This is a genomic window from Thioalbus denitrificans (assembly GCF_003337735.1).
In the GTDB taxonomy this organism is placed as follows: Bacteria; Pseudomonadota; Gammaproteobacteria; order DSM-26407; family DSM-26407; genus Thioalbus; species Thioalbus denitrificans.
In genome coordinates this window covers 222,747-238,069 of record NZ_QPJY01000002.1, presented here as the reverse complement: position 1 = coordinate 238,069, position 15,323 = coordinate 222,747, and the positions used below count along the sequence as shown (strand labels likewise).

The window sequence follows — 15,323 nt, the reverse complement described above, 5'->3', positions numbered from 1 at the left end:
TCACGCATTCTCTCCTGTTCTGTTCAGCTTGGGTTGTGCAGGCTGACCTTGAAACCGACGGGCTGCAGCGCGCTGCGCAGGACCACCGGCTGGTAGTTCCGGTCGGTCTGGATGCGGCGGCTGAAACGGCGCACGGCGAGAAATCCCGCTGCCAGCCCCAGTACTCCGCCCAGTATCGCCAGTCCTTCGCCTTCCGCGCCGGACATCGCTGTCGCCAGACCGGCGCCGACGAACAGCCCCACCAGCGGGATGGCATAGACGGCGAAGGAACCTCGGACCAGGGCCGACTCGCTCAGGCCGATGATCACCTCATCCCCGACCCGGGCCTCGGCCTGGTTCAGGGCCCGGATACGGTTCATGCGCTGCCCGAACATCTTGTCCAGCACCGAAGTGCCGCAGCCCGCTTGGGCGGAGCAGCTGCCGCAGGCAGTCCTGCGCCGGGTCTCTACCCAGGCGAATGCGCCTTCCACCGCCACGACGCGGCCCGCTTCTTCAATCATCCCGGCTCTCCGTGGCGGTCCGGCGTACCGAGTTGGCAACCCGCTCCACCGTCTCCGCCGGAACCTCGCCCACGACGGTCACCTGGTGGCCTTCCACCGCGACCGAGAAGGCGTGGGCGGCACCCAGGCTGGCGACGCTGCCGCCGCCTTCCGTCACCATGCTCTGCTCCTGGATGTAGACCGACACGGACGCCAGTCCATCGCTGAAGCCGAGATAGCGTACCGGCCCGGGGACACGCTGCAGACGCCGAACACTGCGGGTGGTGGGTTCGAATCCCGGCGGCAGCCAGTGGGCCGACCAGCCCTCATCCAGCCCTTGCTCCGGGGAGCTCCGGCCGGACTCGTCGAACCAGGACCAGCCCTTGACGCCGATGGTCGGTTCGAGCGCCGAGTCGGGAATCTCGTCGCGCACCTCCAGGGTGACGAAGAGTATCTGTTCGAGCAGTTCGCCCCCCCGGTCAACGAGGTCGGATCGCAGGAGAAGTCCGCTGTCGCGGTCGACCCAGAGGCGGTAGCCGTAGCGATATCCATCCCGGGGGTCGATGGCGACCTCCTGCGCGTCACGGCCGGCGATCCGGGCCCTGGCGCCCAGGCTGAGCCGGTAGTGCCGGGCCAGGCGCTCCACGTCCATGTCCTGGGCCGGCTGCAGGATCTCTCCGGGCGGATTCCGCTCCACCACCACCGATCGGGCATCGGGATAGATGCAGGTAACCCCGCTCTCGTCCCGCAGCACCTCCCGGGGTGTGCCGTTGAGATGAATGAGCCGTTCACGTACCCGTCCGGACTGGAAAGCGTGTATCACCCGGACCGTTTCCAACCGGTTTTCGTGGCTGTAGACGAAGGTGCCTTCATAGTTGAGGGTGCGCGTGGCCTCGGCCATGTGCGCTATGATCGACTGCGGTCCGGGATCCGAATCGGCGGCCACCGCCTGGGCACAGGCCGCCAGCAGGGCTGCCAGGAGAATCCTTCCCAGGCTCGAACCGGTTCGGAACATCAACGCTGGTCGCTGCTTCCGACGATACGCACGTAGGGCAGGACTCCCTGTACGCGCGTTATGGCGGAGTGCTCATAGTGGTTGACCAGGTAATCCTGCAGCCGTTCGTCCACCAGGGTGCGGGAGCGCTCCGCCGGGCTCAGCTCGGTACGCATGATCCCGGCCGGGCCCGCCATCTGGGAGGAGGCCACCTGTTGCGGGGGAGCAACGGCCGGCTCCTCGCGCACCAGCACCGGCACCACCAGCACCGCCGCCACCGCCACACCGGCGGCGATGGCCATGCCGGCCGCCTGCTTGAGATAGGGGCTCAGCCGGTGCAGGCGCAGGTTGGCCGGCGCCAGGATGGCGGGTTCGTCCTCCAGCGCGGCGGCCACCCGGGCGGCAAGGCCCGGGTCCATCCGCTCCGGCAGAGCGCCTCGCAACGCTTCGCCGATCAGGTGATAACGTTCCCAGCAACCCCGGGTCTCCGGGTCCGACTCCAGCTCGTTGAGCAGTACCCGGGTCTCATCGGCCCCCAGTTCGCCGTCCACCAGCGCAGACAGCTGCTCATGCTTCTGTTCGGTCATGTGCTTGTCCACCCAACTTGTTGTTTGTCTGCCGTGTCCATCAATCCAGCAGGGGTCTGAGCTTGCGGTCGATCGCCTCGCGGGCGCGGAAAATCCGCGACCTGACGGTACCGACCGGACAATCCATCGTCTGGGCAATCTCCTCGTAGCTGAGACCTTCCAGTTCCCGCAGCGTGATGGCGGTGCGCAGATCCTCGGGCAGCTGCTCGATGGCATCGAAGACAGTCTGCTGGATTTCGTCCCGCAACAGCATGCGCTCGGGGGATGCATTCTCCTTCAGGCCGGGGGCGCCCTCGTACTGCTCGGCTTCCTCGGCATCGATATCCGTATCAGGTGGTCGGCGGGCCTGTGACACCACGTAGTTCTTGGCCGTGTTGATGGCGATACGGTAGATCCACGTGTAGAAGGCGCTCTCGCCCCGGAACTTGGGCAGCGCACGGTAAGCCTTGAGGAAGGCCTCCTGGGTCACATCCTGAACCTCGCTGGGATCGTGGACATAACGTGTGATGAGCTTTGCCAGCCGATGCTGGTACTTAAGGACCAGGACATCGAAGGCTCGCTTGTCTCCTCTCTGTACCCGTGCGACAAGCTCCTGGTCTGTCCTCTGTTCTCCCATCCACTCGATCCTGACATCCGGGGCGCATCCGTGCGCCTGTTACGGTAGACAATATCCATGCACCAGAGTTCGGCACCGTGGCGAAAAAGGCGGTACAGCCGCATTCTTGCGCTCATCATGCCATGGGTCACGGGCTCCACTGGATCACGGGTGCGGCACTCGGCGTGGCCCCTGCCCCTGATTGGCTGTATATTGTGGCCGGTTTCTCCGCACTCCACCACTGTTGCGCTGCGCCCGTCCGCCCGGTCCCGTCTGGTGCAGCGGACCGGGCCCCACGGCGGGAGATTCGGTTCGATCCACCGCGCCAGGACAGGATGACCAGCGAGCGATGACCGTTCAGCACGATTTCGATGTTCTCATCATCGGCAGTGGCGCCGCGGGGCTCAGTGTTGCCCTGCGCCTTCCCGAGACCACGCGCATCGCCGTGCTGTCCAAGTCCGAAATCGAGGAGGGCTCCACCCTCTATGCCCAGGGCGGCATCGCCGCGGTGCTCGACAGCAAGGACTCCTTCCAGTCCCACGTGGAGGACACCCTGGTCGCCGGCGCGGGATTGTGCGAGCCGAAGGTCGTGGAGTTCACCGTCAACCATGCCCCCGCCTGCATCGACTGGCTCATCAACGAGCACGTGCCCTTCACCCAGGCGCGGGACGCTGACGGGGTGCTGCGCTACCACCTGACCCGCGAGGGCGGCCACAGCCACCGCCGCATCATCCATGCCGCGGACGCCACCGGGCGGGCCATCGAGACCACCCTCGCGTCGGATGCGCGCGAACGCCCCAACATCACCCTCCACGAGAGCCACATCGCGGTGGATCTCATCACCGCCGGCAAGCTCGGCCTGCCGGGCGGCCGCTGCCTCGGGGCCTATGTCCTGGATCGCAGCACCCAGCGCATCGAGACCTTCCAGGCCCGGTTCACGGTGCTGGCCACCGGCGGCGCCAGCAAGGTCTACCTCTATACCAGCAATCCGGACGTCTCCACGGGGGACGGCATCGCCATGGCCTGGCGGGCCGGCTGCCGGGTCGCCAACATGGAATTCAACCAGTTCCACCCCACCTGCCTCTACCATCCCCATGCCAAGTCGTTCCTGATCACCGAGGCGGTCCGTGGCGAGGGGGGACGGCTGCTGCTCCCGGACGGCACCCGCTTCATGCCCGGACTGGATCCCCGCGCCGAGCTGGCGCCCCGGGATATCGTCGCCCGTGCCATCGACCACGAGATGAAACGCCTGGGGGTGGAGCATGTGCTGCTGGACATCAGCCACAAGCCGGCCGATTTCATCCGCGGCCACTTTCCCACCATCTACGAGAAGTGCCTGGAATTCGGCTACGACATGACCCGCGAGCCCATTCCGGTGGTGCCGGCCGCCCACTACACCTGTGGCGGCATCATGACCAACCTGCAGGCACGCACCGATGTGGCCGGACTCTACGCGGTGGGGGAAGTGGCCTACACCGGGCTGCACGGGGCCAATCGCATGGCCAGCAACTCGCTCCTGGAGTGCCTGGTCTTCGCCGACAGCGCCGCCCAGGACATCGTCGCCCAGCTCGAGGAGGTTCCGCTCCCGCCCCAGCTGCCGCCCTGGGACGAGAGCCGGGTCACCGACTCCGACGAGGAGGTGGTGGTCTCCCACAACTGGGACGAGCTGCGGCGGTTCATGTGGGACTACGTGGGCATCGTGCGCACCAACAAGCGGCTGGAGCGGGCCAAGCGCCGCGTCGAGCTGCTGCGCCGGGAGATCCGGGAGTACTACAGCCACTTCCGGGTGACTGACGACCTGCTGGAGCTGCGCAACCTGGTGGAGGTGGCCGATCTCATCATCCGCTCGGCCATGTCCCGCAAGGAGAGCCGCGGCCTGCACTATACCCTCGACTACCCCCGGCCCGACGACACCCGGCCGCCGTCCCCTACGGTTCTTCTGCCGCCGCAGCCGACGTTCCGGCGCCGAGCCGACGCCGCAGGCGCCTGAGCATCTCCTCTTCGGCGCCGCCGGCCGTCACCAGCAGGGTGTAGTGTGCTCCGTCCCGCCTGCGCAGCCGGGCATGGACCAGCCAGCGGCCGGTGAGCCCGGGGCCGGTCGGCACCACCTCGTGCCGCTGTCCGGTCCCGTCCTCCACCCACCAGCGCCCCCCGGCATCCACCGACACCGCGGCAAGAGCCGCCCTGCCCCGCCGCGCGACCCGGCGCCGCCAGACACGGAGCAGGCTCCAGCCCACCGCCGGCGCCACCGGCACCAGGCTCCAGGCGGGCGCGCCGGAGAGCATGACCGCCCCCAGCGCCAGGCCATGGGTGAGCAGGTGGTACAGCCGCTCGGGCGCCGTGGCCCGGGGCTCAATGCGCAGACAGGGCTCGGATCCGCTCGACAAGGCCGGCAAGCTCCGGGTCGGGTACCGGCTCCCCTTTCAGGAGCCAGTCCATCAGGTCGGGATCGGACTGCTCCAGCAGGCGCTCGAACACCGCCAGGGCCGCCCCGTCGAGACGGTCCAGGTCCTGATCGGCGAAACGCTGCAGGATGACATCCAGCTCCAGCATCCCGCGGCGGCAGTGCCAGCGCAGTCGCGCACGCTTGTCCTCGCTCATCGGTTTTGTCGTCAGCCTCGCTCGGTCTCGGGTCAGGGTTTGGGGCGGTACGGGGGTATTATAGGGAATACGTCACCCCCCTGGACCGAGCGATGACCGAAAGTCCGCGCTTCCGCAACCTCGCCCGACGCCGCCGGCGCACGCTGCTGGCCACCACCTTCGCCGGCCTGTTCGCGCTGATCCTGTGGCAGACAGCGGTGTGGACCCGCAGCGCCAGCCTGCAGGGACTGATGGACCAGGGCTGGCAGAACCTCAACCTCTACATCGCCAATGTGGAGCGCGAGCTGGAGAAGTACGAAATCCTGCCCGAGCTCCTGGCCACCGACCCCCATCTCCTGGAACTGCTCAACCACCCCGGCGAACCGGACCGGGTCGACGCGGTCAACCGGCGTCTGGAGCGCCTGAACGGCATCACCGGCGCATCGGACACCTACCTGATGGACAGGACCGGCCTGACGCTGGCAGCCAGCAACTGGAACTCCGGCACGCCGTTCGTGGGCGAGAATTTCAGCTACCGGCCCTACTTCCAGGAGGCGATGCGCGGCGGCCTGGGACGTTTCTTCGCCCTCGGGACGACCTCCAACAAGCGGGGCTACTACTTCGCCTATCCGGTCCGCGCGGCGGGTGCCATCCGCGGCGTGGTGGTGGTGAAGGTGAATATCAGCGCCCTGGAGTCGCGCTGGGGCGGCGACCGGTTCGAATTCCTGGTCACCGACCCCGACGGGGTCATCTTCAGCAGTTCCCGCCCGGACTGGAAATTCAACACCCTGCACCCCCTGGAGCCGGACCAGCTGCGGCGCATCCGCGCCAACCGGCGCTACAGCGACCTGCCGCTGCCGGTGCTGCCCGTCACCGCGGTCGGGGAAATCGCTCCCGCCGCCCGGCTGGTGCGCCTGCGGGAAGACGGCACCCGGCGCCCGCAGGCCCGCGAATTCCTGGAGCTGGTCCGTCCGATGCCCTCCGCCGGCTGGAACGTCCATATACTCACCGGGCTGGAACCGGTGCATGCCCAGGTGCTGCGCGCCGTCCTGACGGCCGCCTTCCTCTTCGCGCTGCTGCTCCTGACCTCCCTGTTCCTGGTGCAGCGGCGGTTGCGCCTGCGGGAACGGAGCATCTACGAACTGCGCTCCAAGAAGGTGCTGGAGGCGAACGAACTGCGGGTCCGCACCATCATCCACAACACCCACGCCGGCCTCATCACCACCGACGGCCGCGGCACCATCGAGTCCTTCAACCCGACCGCGGAGCAGCTGTTCGGCTATCGATCGGAAGAGATCAGGGGGGCACACATCACCCGTCTCCTCGCTCCCGACGATCGGGCCGGACTCCAGTGCGAGCTCGATCGCAGCCCCCTCAGCGGCTCCGGCTCGGTCGAGGTCGCGGGACTGCGCAAGGACCACAGCCGCTTCCCCACCGAGCTGGCGGTCCGGGAGATGCGCATCGGCGCGGAGCGCAAGTTCATCGCCACCGTGCACGACATCAGCGAACTGAAGCGCACCGAGGACGCACTGCGCCGCGCCCATGACATGCTCGAAAGCCGCGTCCAGGAGCGCACCGCCGATCTCTCCCGCACCAACGCCAGGCTGACCCGGGAGATCGATGAGCACCGCCGCACCGAGGATGCCCTGCGCCGCACCCAGAACGAACTGATACAGGCGGCAAAACTCGCCGTGCTGGGCCAGCTGGCCACCGGCGTGAGCCACGAGCTGAACCAGCCCCTGGCCGCCATCCGCACCTACGCCGACAATGCCCGCGCCCTGCTCGACCAGCAGCGTCCCGATGACGCGCGCTGGAACCTGGAGCAGATCGCCGCCCTCACCGATCGGATGGCGCAGATCAGCGCCCAGCTGAAAGTGTTCGCCCGCAAGACCTCGGGACGCAGCGTCCCGGTCTCCGTGTCCGCCGCGGTGGAAGCGGCGCTGGGAATCCTCACCAGCCGGATCCGCGCCCTCAACGCGGAGGTCGTGTGCAGCCTGCCGGAGGGGGATCTGCTGGTCCGGGGTGACGCCGTGCGCCTCGAGCAGGTGCTGGTGAACCTGATCAACAATGCGCTGCAGGCCATGGAAGGGAGCGAACAGCCGCGGCTGGAGATCGCCGCCGCGGCCCATGACGGGCGCGTCGACCTGGTCATCCGTGACCATGGCCCCGGCATCCCCGAGCAACTGGTGGCGCAGGTCTTCGACCCCTTCTTCACCACCAAGGAGACCGGGCTCGGTCTGGGCCTGTCCATCTCCAAGCGCATCACCGAGGAGATGGGCGGGGCCCTGCATGCCGGCCGGGCAGCCGGGGGCGGCGCGGAATTCACCCTGGAGCTGCCCCGGGCGGAAAGCGCAGACCGGGAATCGGCACATGGTTGAGCCCCATGGACGGATTTCCCCCGGGACAGAAACACAACGGCGAACAGGAGACCACGGTGGGAGTAACAGGACCGGTCATCTTCATCGATGATGAAAGGCACATCCGGATGGCGAGCCAGCAGACCCTGGAGCTGGCCGGGTTCGAGGTGCAGAGTTTCGACAACGCCGCCGCGGCGCTGCCCCTGCTCAGTCGTGAATGGCCCGGCGTGGTGGTGTGCGACATCAAGATGCCGCGCATGGACGGGCTCGCCTTCATGGAGCAGGCACTGGCCGTGGATCGGGACCTGCCCGTGATCCTGGTGACCGGACACGGCGACATCTCCATGGCGGTGAACGCCATGCGCGATGGCGCCTACGACTTCATCGAAAAGCCGTTCCCCGCGGAAACCCTCATCGAGGTGGTCCGCCGGGCGCTGGAGAAGCGCGGCCTGACCCTGGAGAATCGCACCCTGCGGGTCGAGCTGGAGGCCCACAGCGCCCCGGGGCCGCGGATCATCGGCAACACGCCGTCCATGCAGCGGCTGCGGGCCCTCATCGCCCGGCTGGCCGACACCCAGGCCGACGTGCTCATCCTCGGCGAGACCGGCACCGGCAAGGAGCTGGTGGCCCGCTCCCTGCACGAGCACAGCCGCCGCCAGGGGCACAACTACGTGGCCGTCAACTGCGGGGCCGTACCGGAGAACCTGATCGAGAGCGAGCTGTTCGGCCACGAGCCCGGCGCGTTCAGCGGCGCCCAGGGCCGGCGCATCGGCAGGTTCGAGCACGCCAACGGGGGCACCCTGTTCCTGGACGAGATCGAGAGCATGCCCCTCGCGGTCCAGGTGAAGCTGCTGCGGGTGCTCCAGGAGCGGGCGGTGGAACGCCTCGGTTCCAACGAGCTGATCCCCCTCGACCTGCGGGTGGTGGCGGCGACCAAGGTGGATCTCAGGGAAGCCTGCGCCCGGGGGGAGTTCCGCGAGGATCTCTACTACCGCCTCAACGTGGTCACCATCGATATCCCCCCGCTGCGTGAACGGCGCGAGGATATCCCCCTGCTGTTCCAGCACTTCCTCCTGGTCGCCTCCTCGCGCTACCAGCGCGAGGCGCCGCCGCTCAGCAGCGAGCAGATCCGGGCGCTGCTCTCCCACGCCTGGCCCGGCAACGTTCGCGAGCTGCGCAATGCCGCCGAGCGCTACGTCCTGCTGGGGGAGTCCCTGGGCTATGACCTGGACCGGGTCACCCAGGGCTTCAGCCTGGAGGGCATGACGCTGCCGGAGCACATCGACTGCTTCGAACGCAGCCTCATCGAACAGGAGCTTCGCGCCCACAAGGGCAGCATCAAGGAGACGGTGGAGGCCCTCGGAATTCCGCGCAAGACCCTCACCGACAAGATGCGCAGGCACGGCCTGGACCGGCGCAACTACAAGTAGCCGGGGCAGGCGCAACAGGCGGATTCCCGCCCATGCAAACGACCGTTTGGGCGGAATTCCGCCACCTTTTCCTGGCATGGATTCCAGCATTACTTCCCATCCAATTGTTTATTCTGTCTTTTATAAATTCCAGGCATTTCTGGCCTATCCTTTGCTCTATCCGGATACAGGCGCCCTTCCCTTCACCCTGGAGTCGCCCACAACCCGATAACCCGGAGTTCACCAGGAGGAGCAAATCATGCGAGTACTGACTGCTGCATTGGCCCTGCTTGCCCTCGTCGCGGCCGGTCCCCTTTCCGCCGCCCCCATCGTCATCAAGTTCTCCCACGTGGTGGCCGAGAACACCCCCAAGGGCCAGATGGCCATCAAGTTCAAGGAGTTGGTGGAGCAGCGCCTGGGCGACAAGGTGGTGGTCGAGGTCTATCCCAACTCCCAGCTCTTCGGCGACGACAAGGTGCTCGAGGCCATGCTGCTCGGCGATGTGCAGATTGCCGCTCCGGCCCTGTCCAAGTTCGAGCGCTACACCAAGGCCCTGCAGATCTTCGATCTGCCCTTCCTGTTCAAGGACATGGCCGCGGTGGAGCGGTTCCAGCAGAGCGCCGAGGGTCAGCAGCTGCTCACCTCCATGGAGGACAAGGGCGTGCTCGGCCTCGGCTATCTCCACAACGGCCTGAAGCAGCTCTCGGCCCATTCGCCCCTGCGGGTGCCCGAGGACGCCCACAAGCTGAAGTTCCGCGTCATGGCCTCCGATGTGCTGGTGGCCCAGTTCGACGCCGTCGACGCCGCCGCGGTGAAGAAACCCTTCTCCGAGGTCTTCACCCTGCTGCAGACCAACGCCATCGACGGCCAGGAGAACACCTGGTCCAACATCTATTCCCAGAAGTTCTTCGAGGTGCAGGAGTACATCACCGAGTCCAACCATGGCCTGCTCGACTACCTGGTGGTCACTTCCAGCGACTTCTGGAACGGCCTGCCCGATGACATCCGCGCCGAGGTGAAGGCGGCCCTGGACGAGTCGCTCGCCTATGCCAACGACTTGGCCAACAAGAAGAACGAGGCCGACAAGGCGGCCATCATCGCCTCCGGCCGCAGCGAGGTGATCGAGCTCACCGACGCGCAGCGCCAGCAGTGGGTCGATGCCATGCGTCCGGTGTGGAAGCAGTTCGAGGATGAGATCGGCAAGGATCTGATCGAGGCCGCCTACAGCAGCAACCAGTAACCCGACGACGGAACCGCCGCGATGCGAACGCTCGCCAAGCGCATCCTCAACAGCGCGGAGGAGGGAGTCATCTCCCTCCTCCTCGTGTCCATGACCCTGCTGGTGTTCCTTGAGGTGGTGCTGCGCTTCGGCTTCGGCACCACCTTCATCTGGGCCCAGGAGCTGACGCTGCACCTCTCCGCCTGGTTCGTCCTGTTCGGGGTCTCCTACGGCCTCAAGGTGGGAGCCCACATCGGCGTGGACGCGGTGGTGAGACTGCTGCCGCCGCTGGGACGGCGGGTCGTGAGCGGCATCGCGGTGGTCCTGTCCCTGATCTACTGCGGACTGTTCATCTACGGTTCCTGGATTTATCTCTACAAGATGAAGCGCATCGGCATCGGGCTGGAGGACCTGCCCATCCCCACCTGGGTGGCCCACAGCATCCTGATCATCGGCTTCGTGCTCCTCTCGCTGCGCCTGCTGCAGCTGCTGTGGGCCATCGCCATGGGTCGTGCCGAGGGCTTCCAGCTGGCGGACGAGGCCCGCGAGAGCATGCACCTGGCCGCCGATGCCAACCGGGATGGCGGGGAGGGCCGGTCATGACCACCGCCATGCTGTTCCTGCTGCTGTTCGGCTGCATGTTCCTGGGCATGCCCATCGCCATCGCGCTCGGGCTGTCCAGCATCGCCACCATCCTGATGTTCTCCCACGACTCGCTGGCCTCCATCGCCCTGAAGCTGTTCGAGGCGCTGTCGGGACACTACACCCTGCTGGCGATTCCCTTTTTCATCCTCTCCTCGGCCTTCCTCTCCACCGGCGGCGTGGCGCAGCGGCTCATCCGCTTCGCCATCGACAGCGTGGGGCACATCCGCGGCGGACTGGCCATGGCCTCGGTGATGGCCTGCATGCTGTTCGCCGCGGTGTCCGGCTCCTCGCCGGCGACGGTGGCCGCCATCGGCTCCATCGTCATCGCCGGCATGGTGAAGGCCGGCTACCCGGAGCGCTTCGCGGCGGGCGTCATCGCCAACGCCGGAACCCTGGGCATCCTCATCCCGCCGTCCATCGTCATGCTGGTCTACTCGGCGGCCACCGAGGTCTCCGCCGCGCGCATGTTCATGGCCGGATTCATCCCGGGGCTGATGATGGGCCTGATCCTGATGGTGGCCATCTACATCGTGGCGCGCATCAAGAAACTGCCCTCCCAGGAGCGCACGCCGCTGCGGCAGATCCTCAAGTCCGGCTTCATCGCCTCGGGCGGCATCCTGCTCATCGTCATCGTCCTCGGCTCCATCTACCTGGGTGTGGCCAGCCCCACCGAGGCCGCGGCGGTGTCGGCCGTCTACGCCTTCCTGGTGGCGGTGGTGGGCTATCGCGACATCGGCCCGATGAAGGACATCCCCTGGCGCCGGGAGGGGGAATCCGTTTCGCGCCTGCTGCTGCGCAACGGCCTGCAGATGCTCTGGGCCCTGCCGCGCTCGGTCACCGATCCGGAAGTGCGCAAGGTGGTGCTCGACGCCGCCAAGGTCAGCATCATGCTGCTGTTCATCATCGCCAACGCCATGCTGTTCGCCCACGTGCTGACCACCGAGCGCATCCCCCACGGCATCGCCGAGACCATCGTCGGCTGGGGCCTGCCCGCCTGGGGCTTCCTGATCGTGGTGAACATCCTGCTGCTGATGGCGGGCAACTTCATGGAGCCCTCGGCCATCCTGCTGATCATGGCCCCCATCCTGTTCCCCATCGCCATGCAGCTGGGCATCGATCCGGTGCATCTGGGCATCATCATGGTGGTGAACATGGAGATCGGCATGCTCACGCCGCCGGTGGGACTGAACCTGTTCGTCACCGCGGGCATCACCGGCCACAGCATCGGCTGGGTCATCCGTGCCGCCCTGCCCTGGCTGATGCTGCTGCTGCTGTTCCTGATTCTCATCACCTACATCCCCCAGATTTCCCTGTTCCTGCCCGAGTACATCGACTCGCTGCGGGGATACAGGTAACGCCCGCCGCCGGACTCCGCCCGGGTCCGGCGGCATACCCCCACGGTTGTCCTGCTGACAAGCGCGGATGGTGTGTCTATGATGAGACGCCAGTAATGGCTGCGCGGTACGGCATGACTCCCGGAGCGGACACCCATGAAAGAACGCTGGAAAAAGTTTCTTCTCGACGCGGGCGCTGAAATGGACAACGGCCGCGTGCTGCATTTCGGCAATCCCGAACGCGAACTGCGGGTGGCAACCACCGGCAACGTCCTGAGCGATCTCAATCACCTGGGGCTCATCTCCGCCCATGGCGCCGATGCCGCCACCTTCCTCCAGGGCCAGCTGACCTGTGACATCCGCGATGTCACGGACGACAGCAGCCTCCTCGGCGCCAGCTGCAGCCACAAGGGCCGCGTCCTGACCCTGTTCCGGCTGTTCCGCCGCGGCGACGGCTACTACCTGCAGTGCGCGGCCGAGCTCGTCGAGGAGACGCTCAAGCGCCTGCGCAAGTACGTGCTCATGTCCAAGGTCACCCTCGAGGACGCCGGCAGCGCCATGGTCCGGTTCGGCTACCTCGGTCCCGAGGCGGACCGCCACCTGTCCGAACTCCTGGGCAAGGTGCCGGAAGAGGTGGGTTCCGTGATCCAGACCCCCGATCTCCTGGTGGTCCGGCTGCCGGGCACCCAGCCGCGGTTCGAGATCGCCGGCAGCCTGGAGCCCGCCTGCAAGCTGTGGGAGTCGCTCAACGCCTGGGCCGCGCCGGTGGGGGCCGAAGCCTGGCGCCTGCAGTCGATCCTGGCCGGAGTGCCCGAGGTCTATGCCGCCACCAGCGAGCTGTTCGTGCCGCAGATGCTCAACCTCCAGGTCCTGCAGGGGATCAGCTTCATCAAGGGCTGCTACACCGGCCAGGAGGTGGTTGCCCGCTCCGAGTACCTCGGCAAGCAGAAGCGGCGCATGTTCCGGGCCTTCGCCCCCGCCGCGGATCGGCCCGATCCGGGCACCGACCTCTACGCGCCGGGCAGCCAGAGCGGACAGGGTCCCGGCAAGGTGGTCGACGCCGCCCTGGCCCAGGGCGGCGGCTACGAGATGCTGGTGGTGGCCGAGCTGGCGGCGGTGGAAGCCGGCGGCATGCGGCTGGGGGATGCCGAGGGGCCGGAGCTGGAGTTCCGCGAACTGCCCTATGCGCTGCCGGAGAAGGCCTAGGGCGGGAGGTGTGAGGAGTCATGGGTGAGGGGACAATCCCAAAACCCGAACGAGAAGCCGGTGCCAACACCGGCTTCTCTTGTTTAGCAGTAAGGTCAGACTATCTGATCTTCGTCAGGTACGCCGGGCTCCTGCTCTCCACCATCCCCTGACTCCTTGCGGCCGGCGCGCGGGCGCATGTGGGGGAACAGCAGTACGTCGCGGATGGAGGGGGCGTCGGTGAACAGCATCACCAGGCGGTCGATGCCGATGCCTTCGCCCGCGGTGGGCGGCATGCCGTGCTCGAGCGCGGTGATGTAGTCCTCGTCGAAATGCATCGCCTCGGCGTCGCCCGCCTCCTTGGCCTCCACCTGGCGGCGGAAGCGCTCGGCCTGGTCCTCGGCGTCGTTGAGCTCGGAGAAGCCGTTGGCGATCTCGCGCCCGCCCACGAAGAACTCGAACCGGTCGGTGACGAAGGGATCCGCGTCGCTGCGGCGCGCGAGCGGCGAGACCTCGGTGGGGTAGGCGGTGATGAAGGTGGGCTGCATCAGCCGGTGCTCGACGGTCTTCTCGAAGATCTCCGTCTGCACCTTGCCGAGCCCCCAACCCGCCTCCAGGGGAATCTCCAGCTCGCCGGCGATGGTGCGCGCCCGGGCCTCGTCATCCAGATCGGCGGCGGTGAGCTGCGGATTGAAGTGGAGGATGGACTCCTTCAGGGTCATCCGGGCGAAGGGCTGGCCGAAGTCGTAGGTCTCGCCCTGGTAGGTCACCGTGGTGGTGCCGAGCACCTCCCGGGCCACCTGCCGCAGCATGGTCTCGGTGAGGTCCATCAGGTCGCGGTAGTCGGCGTAGGCCTGGTAGAACTCCAGCATGGTGAACTCGGGGTTGTGGCGCGGCGAGAGCCCCTCGTTGCGGAAGTTGCGGTTGATCTCGAAGACCCGCTCGAAGCCGCCCACCACCAGGCGCTTGAGGTAGAGCTCCGGCGCGATGCGCAGGAAGAGCTGCATGTCCAGCGCGTTGTGGAAGGTGGCGAAGGGGCGCGCCGCGGCGCCGCCCGGGATGGCCTGCATCATGGGCGTCTCCACCTCCAGGAAGTACTGGTCGGTGAGGAAGCGGCGGATGGCGTCGATGGTGCGCGAGCGCACCAGGAAGGTCTGGCGGCTCACCTCGTTCATGATGAGGTCGAGGTAGCGCTGGCGGTAGCGCGTCTCCTGGTCGGTGAGGCCGTGGAACTTCTCCGGCAGCGGCCGCAGCGACTTGGTGAGCAGGCGCACCTGCTCCGCCTTCACGGTGAGCTCGCCGGTCCTGGTCTTGAACAGCGTCCCCTCCACGCCGACGATGTCGCCCAGATCCCAGCGCTTGAACTGCTGGTAGACCCCCTCGGGCAGCTCGTCGCGGCGCAGGTGGACCTGGATGCGCCCGGACATGTCCTGGATGTGCATGAAGGCAGCCTTGCCCATGATGCGCCGGCTCATGATGCGCCCGGCCACCGCCACGCGCCGCGGGTCGGCCTCCAGCGCCTCGTTCTCCTTCCCGCCATACTCCGCGTGGAGCTCGCCCGCCACCACGTTGCGGCGGAAGTCGTTGGGGAAGGCGATGCCGTTCTCGCGCAACTCCGCCAGCTTGGCGCGGCGCTGGGCAATCTGTTCCTGCTCGGTCGGTTCAGTCATCTGTTCCTGTCCGCTATTCACCACCAAGGCATGATAGGGAAAGACTGATCAAGACCGCAGATTAACGTTGATTGACGCTGATTTTCCATCGCCTCCCGGGCCGTCGTGGGAGCACAACCAAGGAACCGGCGGTGAATCGCTGGTGGATGTGCCGCCCCTCGATCCGAAACGCTCATGCCGGAGGGATGTCGGGGAGTTACAGCCTTCGTCGTCCAATCAGCGCCAATCAGTGTCAATCTGCGGTAGACAGATTCTTTCAGTTTTTCTTC

At 66.9% G+C, this 15,323-nt stretch carries 14 protein-coding genes; 7 read left to right on the top strand and 7 right to left on the bottom strand.

What is annotated here, in order from left to right:
• Positions 1–23 precede the first annotated feature (23 nt).
• From DFQ59_RS05565 to rpoE, 4 genes are read right to left on the bottom strand one after another with little or no spacing between them, the layout of a single operon-like run.
• The gene (locus DFQ59_RS05565) at positions 24–500 is read right to left on the bottom strand and encodes a SoxR reducing system RseC family protein (protein WP_114278700.1); all 477 of its coding nucleotides are present in this window, start codon (positions 498–500) and stop codon (positions 24–26) included.
• Positions 493–1,494, bottom strand: a complete 1,002-nt coding sequence (locus tag DFQ59_RS05560) for a MucB/RseB C-terminal domain-containing protein (RefSeq protein ID WP_114278699.1) — start codon at positions 1,492–1,494, stop codon at positions 493–495. Before DFQ59_RS05560 ends, DFQ59_RS05565 begins: the two co-directional genes overlap by 8 nt.
• Positions 1,494–2,060, bottom strand: coding sequence for a sigma-E factor negative regulatory protein (locus DFQ59_RS05555; RefSeq protein WP_114278698.1), 567 nt, complete (start codon positions 2,058–2,060; stop codon positions 1,494–1,496). The genes DFQ59_RS05560 and DFQ59_RS05555 overlap by 1 nt, the downstream gene beginning before the upstream one ends.
• 40 nt (positions 2,061–2,100) lie before the next feature.
• Positions 2,101–2,676 carry an RNA polymerase sigma factor RpoE gene (gene rpoE, locus DFQ59_RS05550; protein WP_114278697.1) on the bottom strand — a complete coding sequence of 192 codons (576 nt, stop codon included), beginning with the start codon at positions 2,674–2,676 and terminating at the stop codon, positions 2,101–2,103.
• 328 nt (positions 2,677–3,004) lie between these two features.
• Here rpoE and nadB point away from each other — a divergent pair, with 328 nt between their 5' ends.
• On the top strand, positions 3,005–4,645 hold the full coding sequence (gene nadB, locus DFQ59_RS05545) for an L-aspartate oxidase (protein WP_114278696.1): 1,641 nt from the start codon (positions 3,005–3,007) through the stop codon (positions 4,643–4,645).
• On the opposite strand, the gene DFQ59_RS05540 is transcribed toward nadB, so the two are convergent.
• Positions 4,584–5,042, bottom strand: coding sequence for a hypothetical protein (locus tag DFQ59_RS05540; protein ID WP_114278695.1), 459 nt, complete (start codon positions 5,040–5,042; stop codon positions 4,584–4,586). The genes nadB and DFQ59_RS05540 overlap by 62 nt on opposite strands.
• Positions 5,008–5,256 (bottom strand): FAD assembly factor SdhE, encoded by a 249-nt coding sequence (locus DFQ59_RS05535; protein ID WP_114278694.1) that lies wholly within the window; start codon positions 5,254–5,256, stop codon positions 5,008–5,010. Before DFQ59_RS05535 ends, DFQ59_RS05540 begins: the two co-directional genes overlap by 35 nt.
• A gap of 92 nt (positions 5,257–5,348) precedes the next feature.
• Here DFQ59_RS05535 and DFQ59_RS05530 point away from each other — a divergent pair, with 92 nt between their 5' ends.
• From DFQ59_RS05530 to ygfZ, 6 genes are all read left to right on the top strand, one after another.
• Positions 5,349–7,613 (top strand): ATP-binding protein, encoded by a 2,265-nt coding sequence (locus tag DFQ59_RS05530; RefSeq protein ID WP_114278693.1) that lies wholly within the window; start codon positions 5,349–5,351, stop codon positions 7,611–7,613.
• A 5-nt stretch (positions 7,614–7,618) separates the two neighbouring features.
• Positions 7,619–9,022 (top strand): sigma-54-dependent transcriptional regulator, encoded by a 1,404-nt coding sequence (locus tag DFQ59_RS05525; protein ID WP_114278692.1) that lies wholly within the window; start codon positions 7,619–7,621, stop codon positions 9,020–9,022.
• A 238-nt stretch (positions 9,023–9,260) separates the two neighbouring features.
• The gene (locus DFQ59_RS05520; protein WP_114278691.1) at positions 9,261–10,241 is read left to right on the top strand and encodes a TRAP transporter substrate-binding protein; all 981 of its coding nucleotides are present in this window, start codon (positions 9,261–9,263) and stop codon (positions 10,239–10,241) included.
• Positions 10,242–10,262: 21 nt separating this feature from the next.
• On the top strand, positions 10,263–10,823 hold the full coding sequence (locus DFQ59_RS05515) for a TRAP transporter small permease (protein ID WP_114278690.1): 561 nt from the start codon (positions 10,263–10,265) through the stop codon (positions 10,821–10,823).
• Positions 10,820–12,220 (top strand): TRAP transporter large permease, encoded by a 1,401-nt coding sequence (locus DFQ59_RS05510; RefSeq protein ID WP_114278689.1) that lies wholly within the window; start codon positions 10,820–10,822, stop codon positions 12,218–12,220. Before DFQ59_RS05515 ends, DFQ59_RS05510 begins: the two co-directional genes overlap by 4 nt.
• A 135-nt stretch (positions 12,221–12,355) precedes the next feature.
• Positions 12,356–13,405: a CAF17-like 4Fe-4S cluster assembly/insertion protein YgfZ gene (gene ygfZ / locus DFQ59_RS05505; RefSeq protein WP_114278688.1), complete on the top strand. Its 1,050-nt coding sequence runs from the start codon at positions 12,356–12,358 to the stop codon at positions 13,403–13,405.
• A gap of 95 nt (positions 13,406–13,500) precedes the next feature.
• Here ygfZ and lysS read toward each other — a convergent pair whose 3' ends face one another.
• Positions 13,501–15,054, bottom strand: coding sequence for a lysine--tRNA ligase (lysS, locus tag DFQ59_RS05500; RefSeq protein ID WP_114278687.1), 1,554 nt, complete (start codon positions 15,052–15,054; stop codon positions 13,501–13,503).
• Positions 15,055–15,323 lie beyond the last annotated feature (269 nt).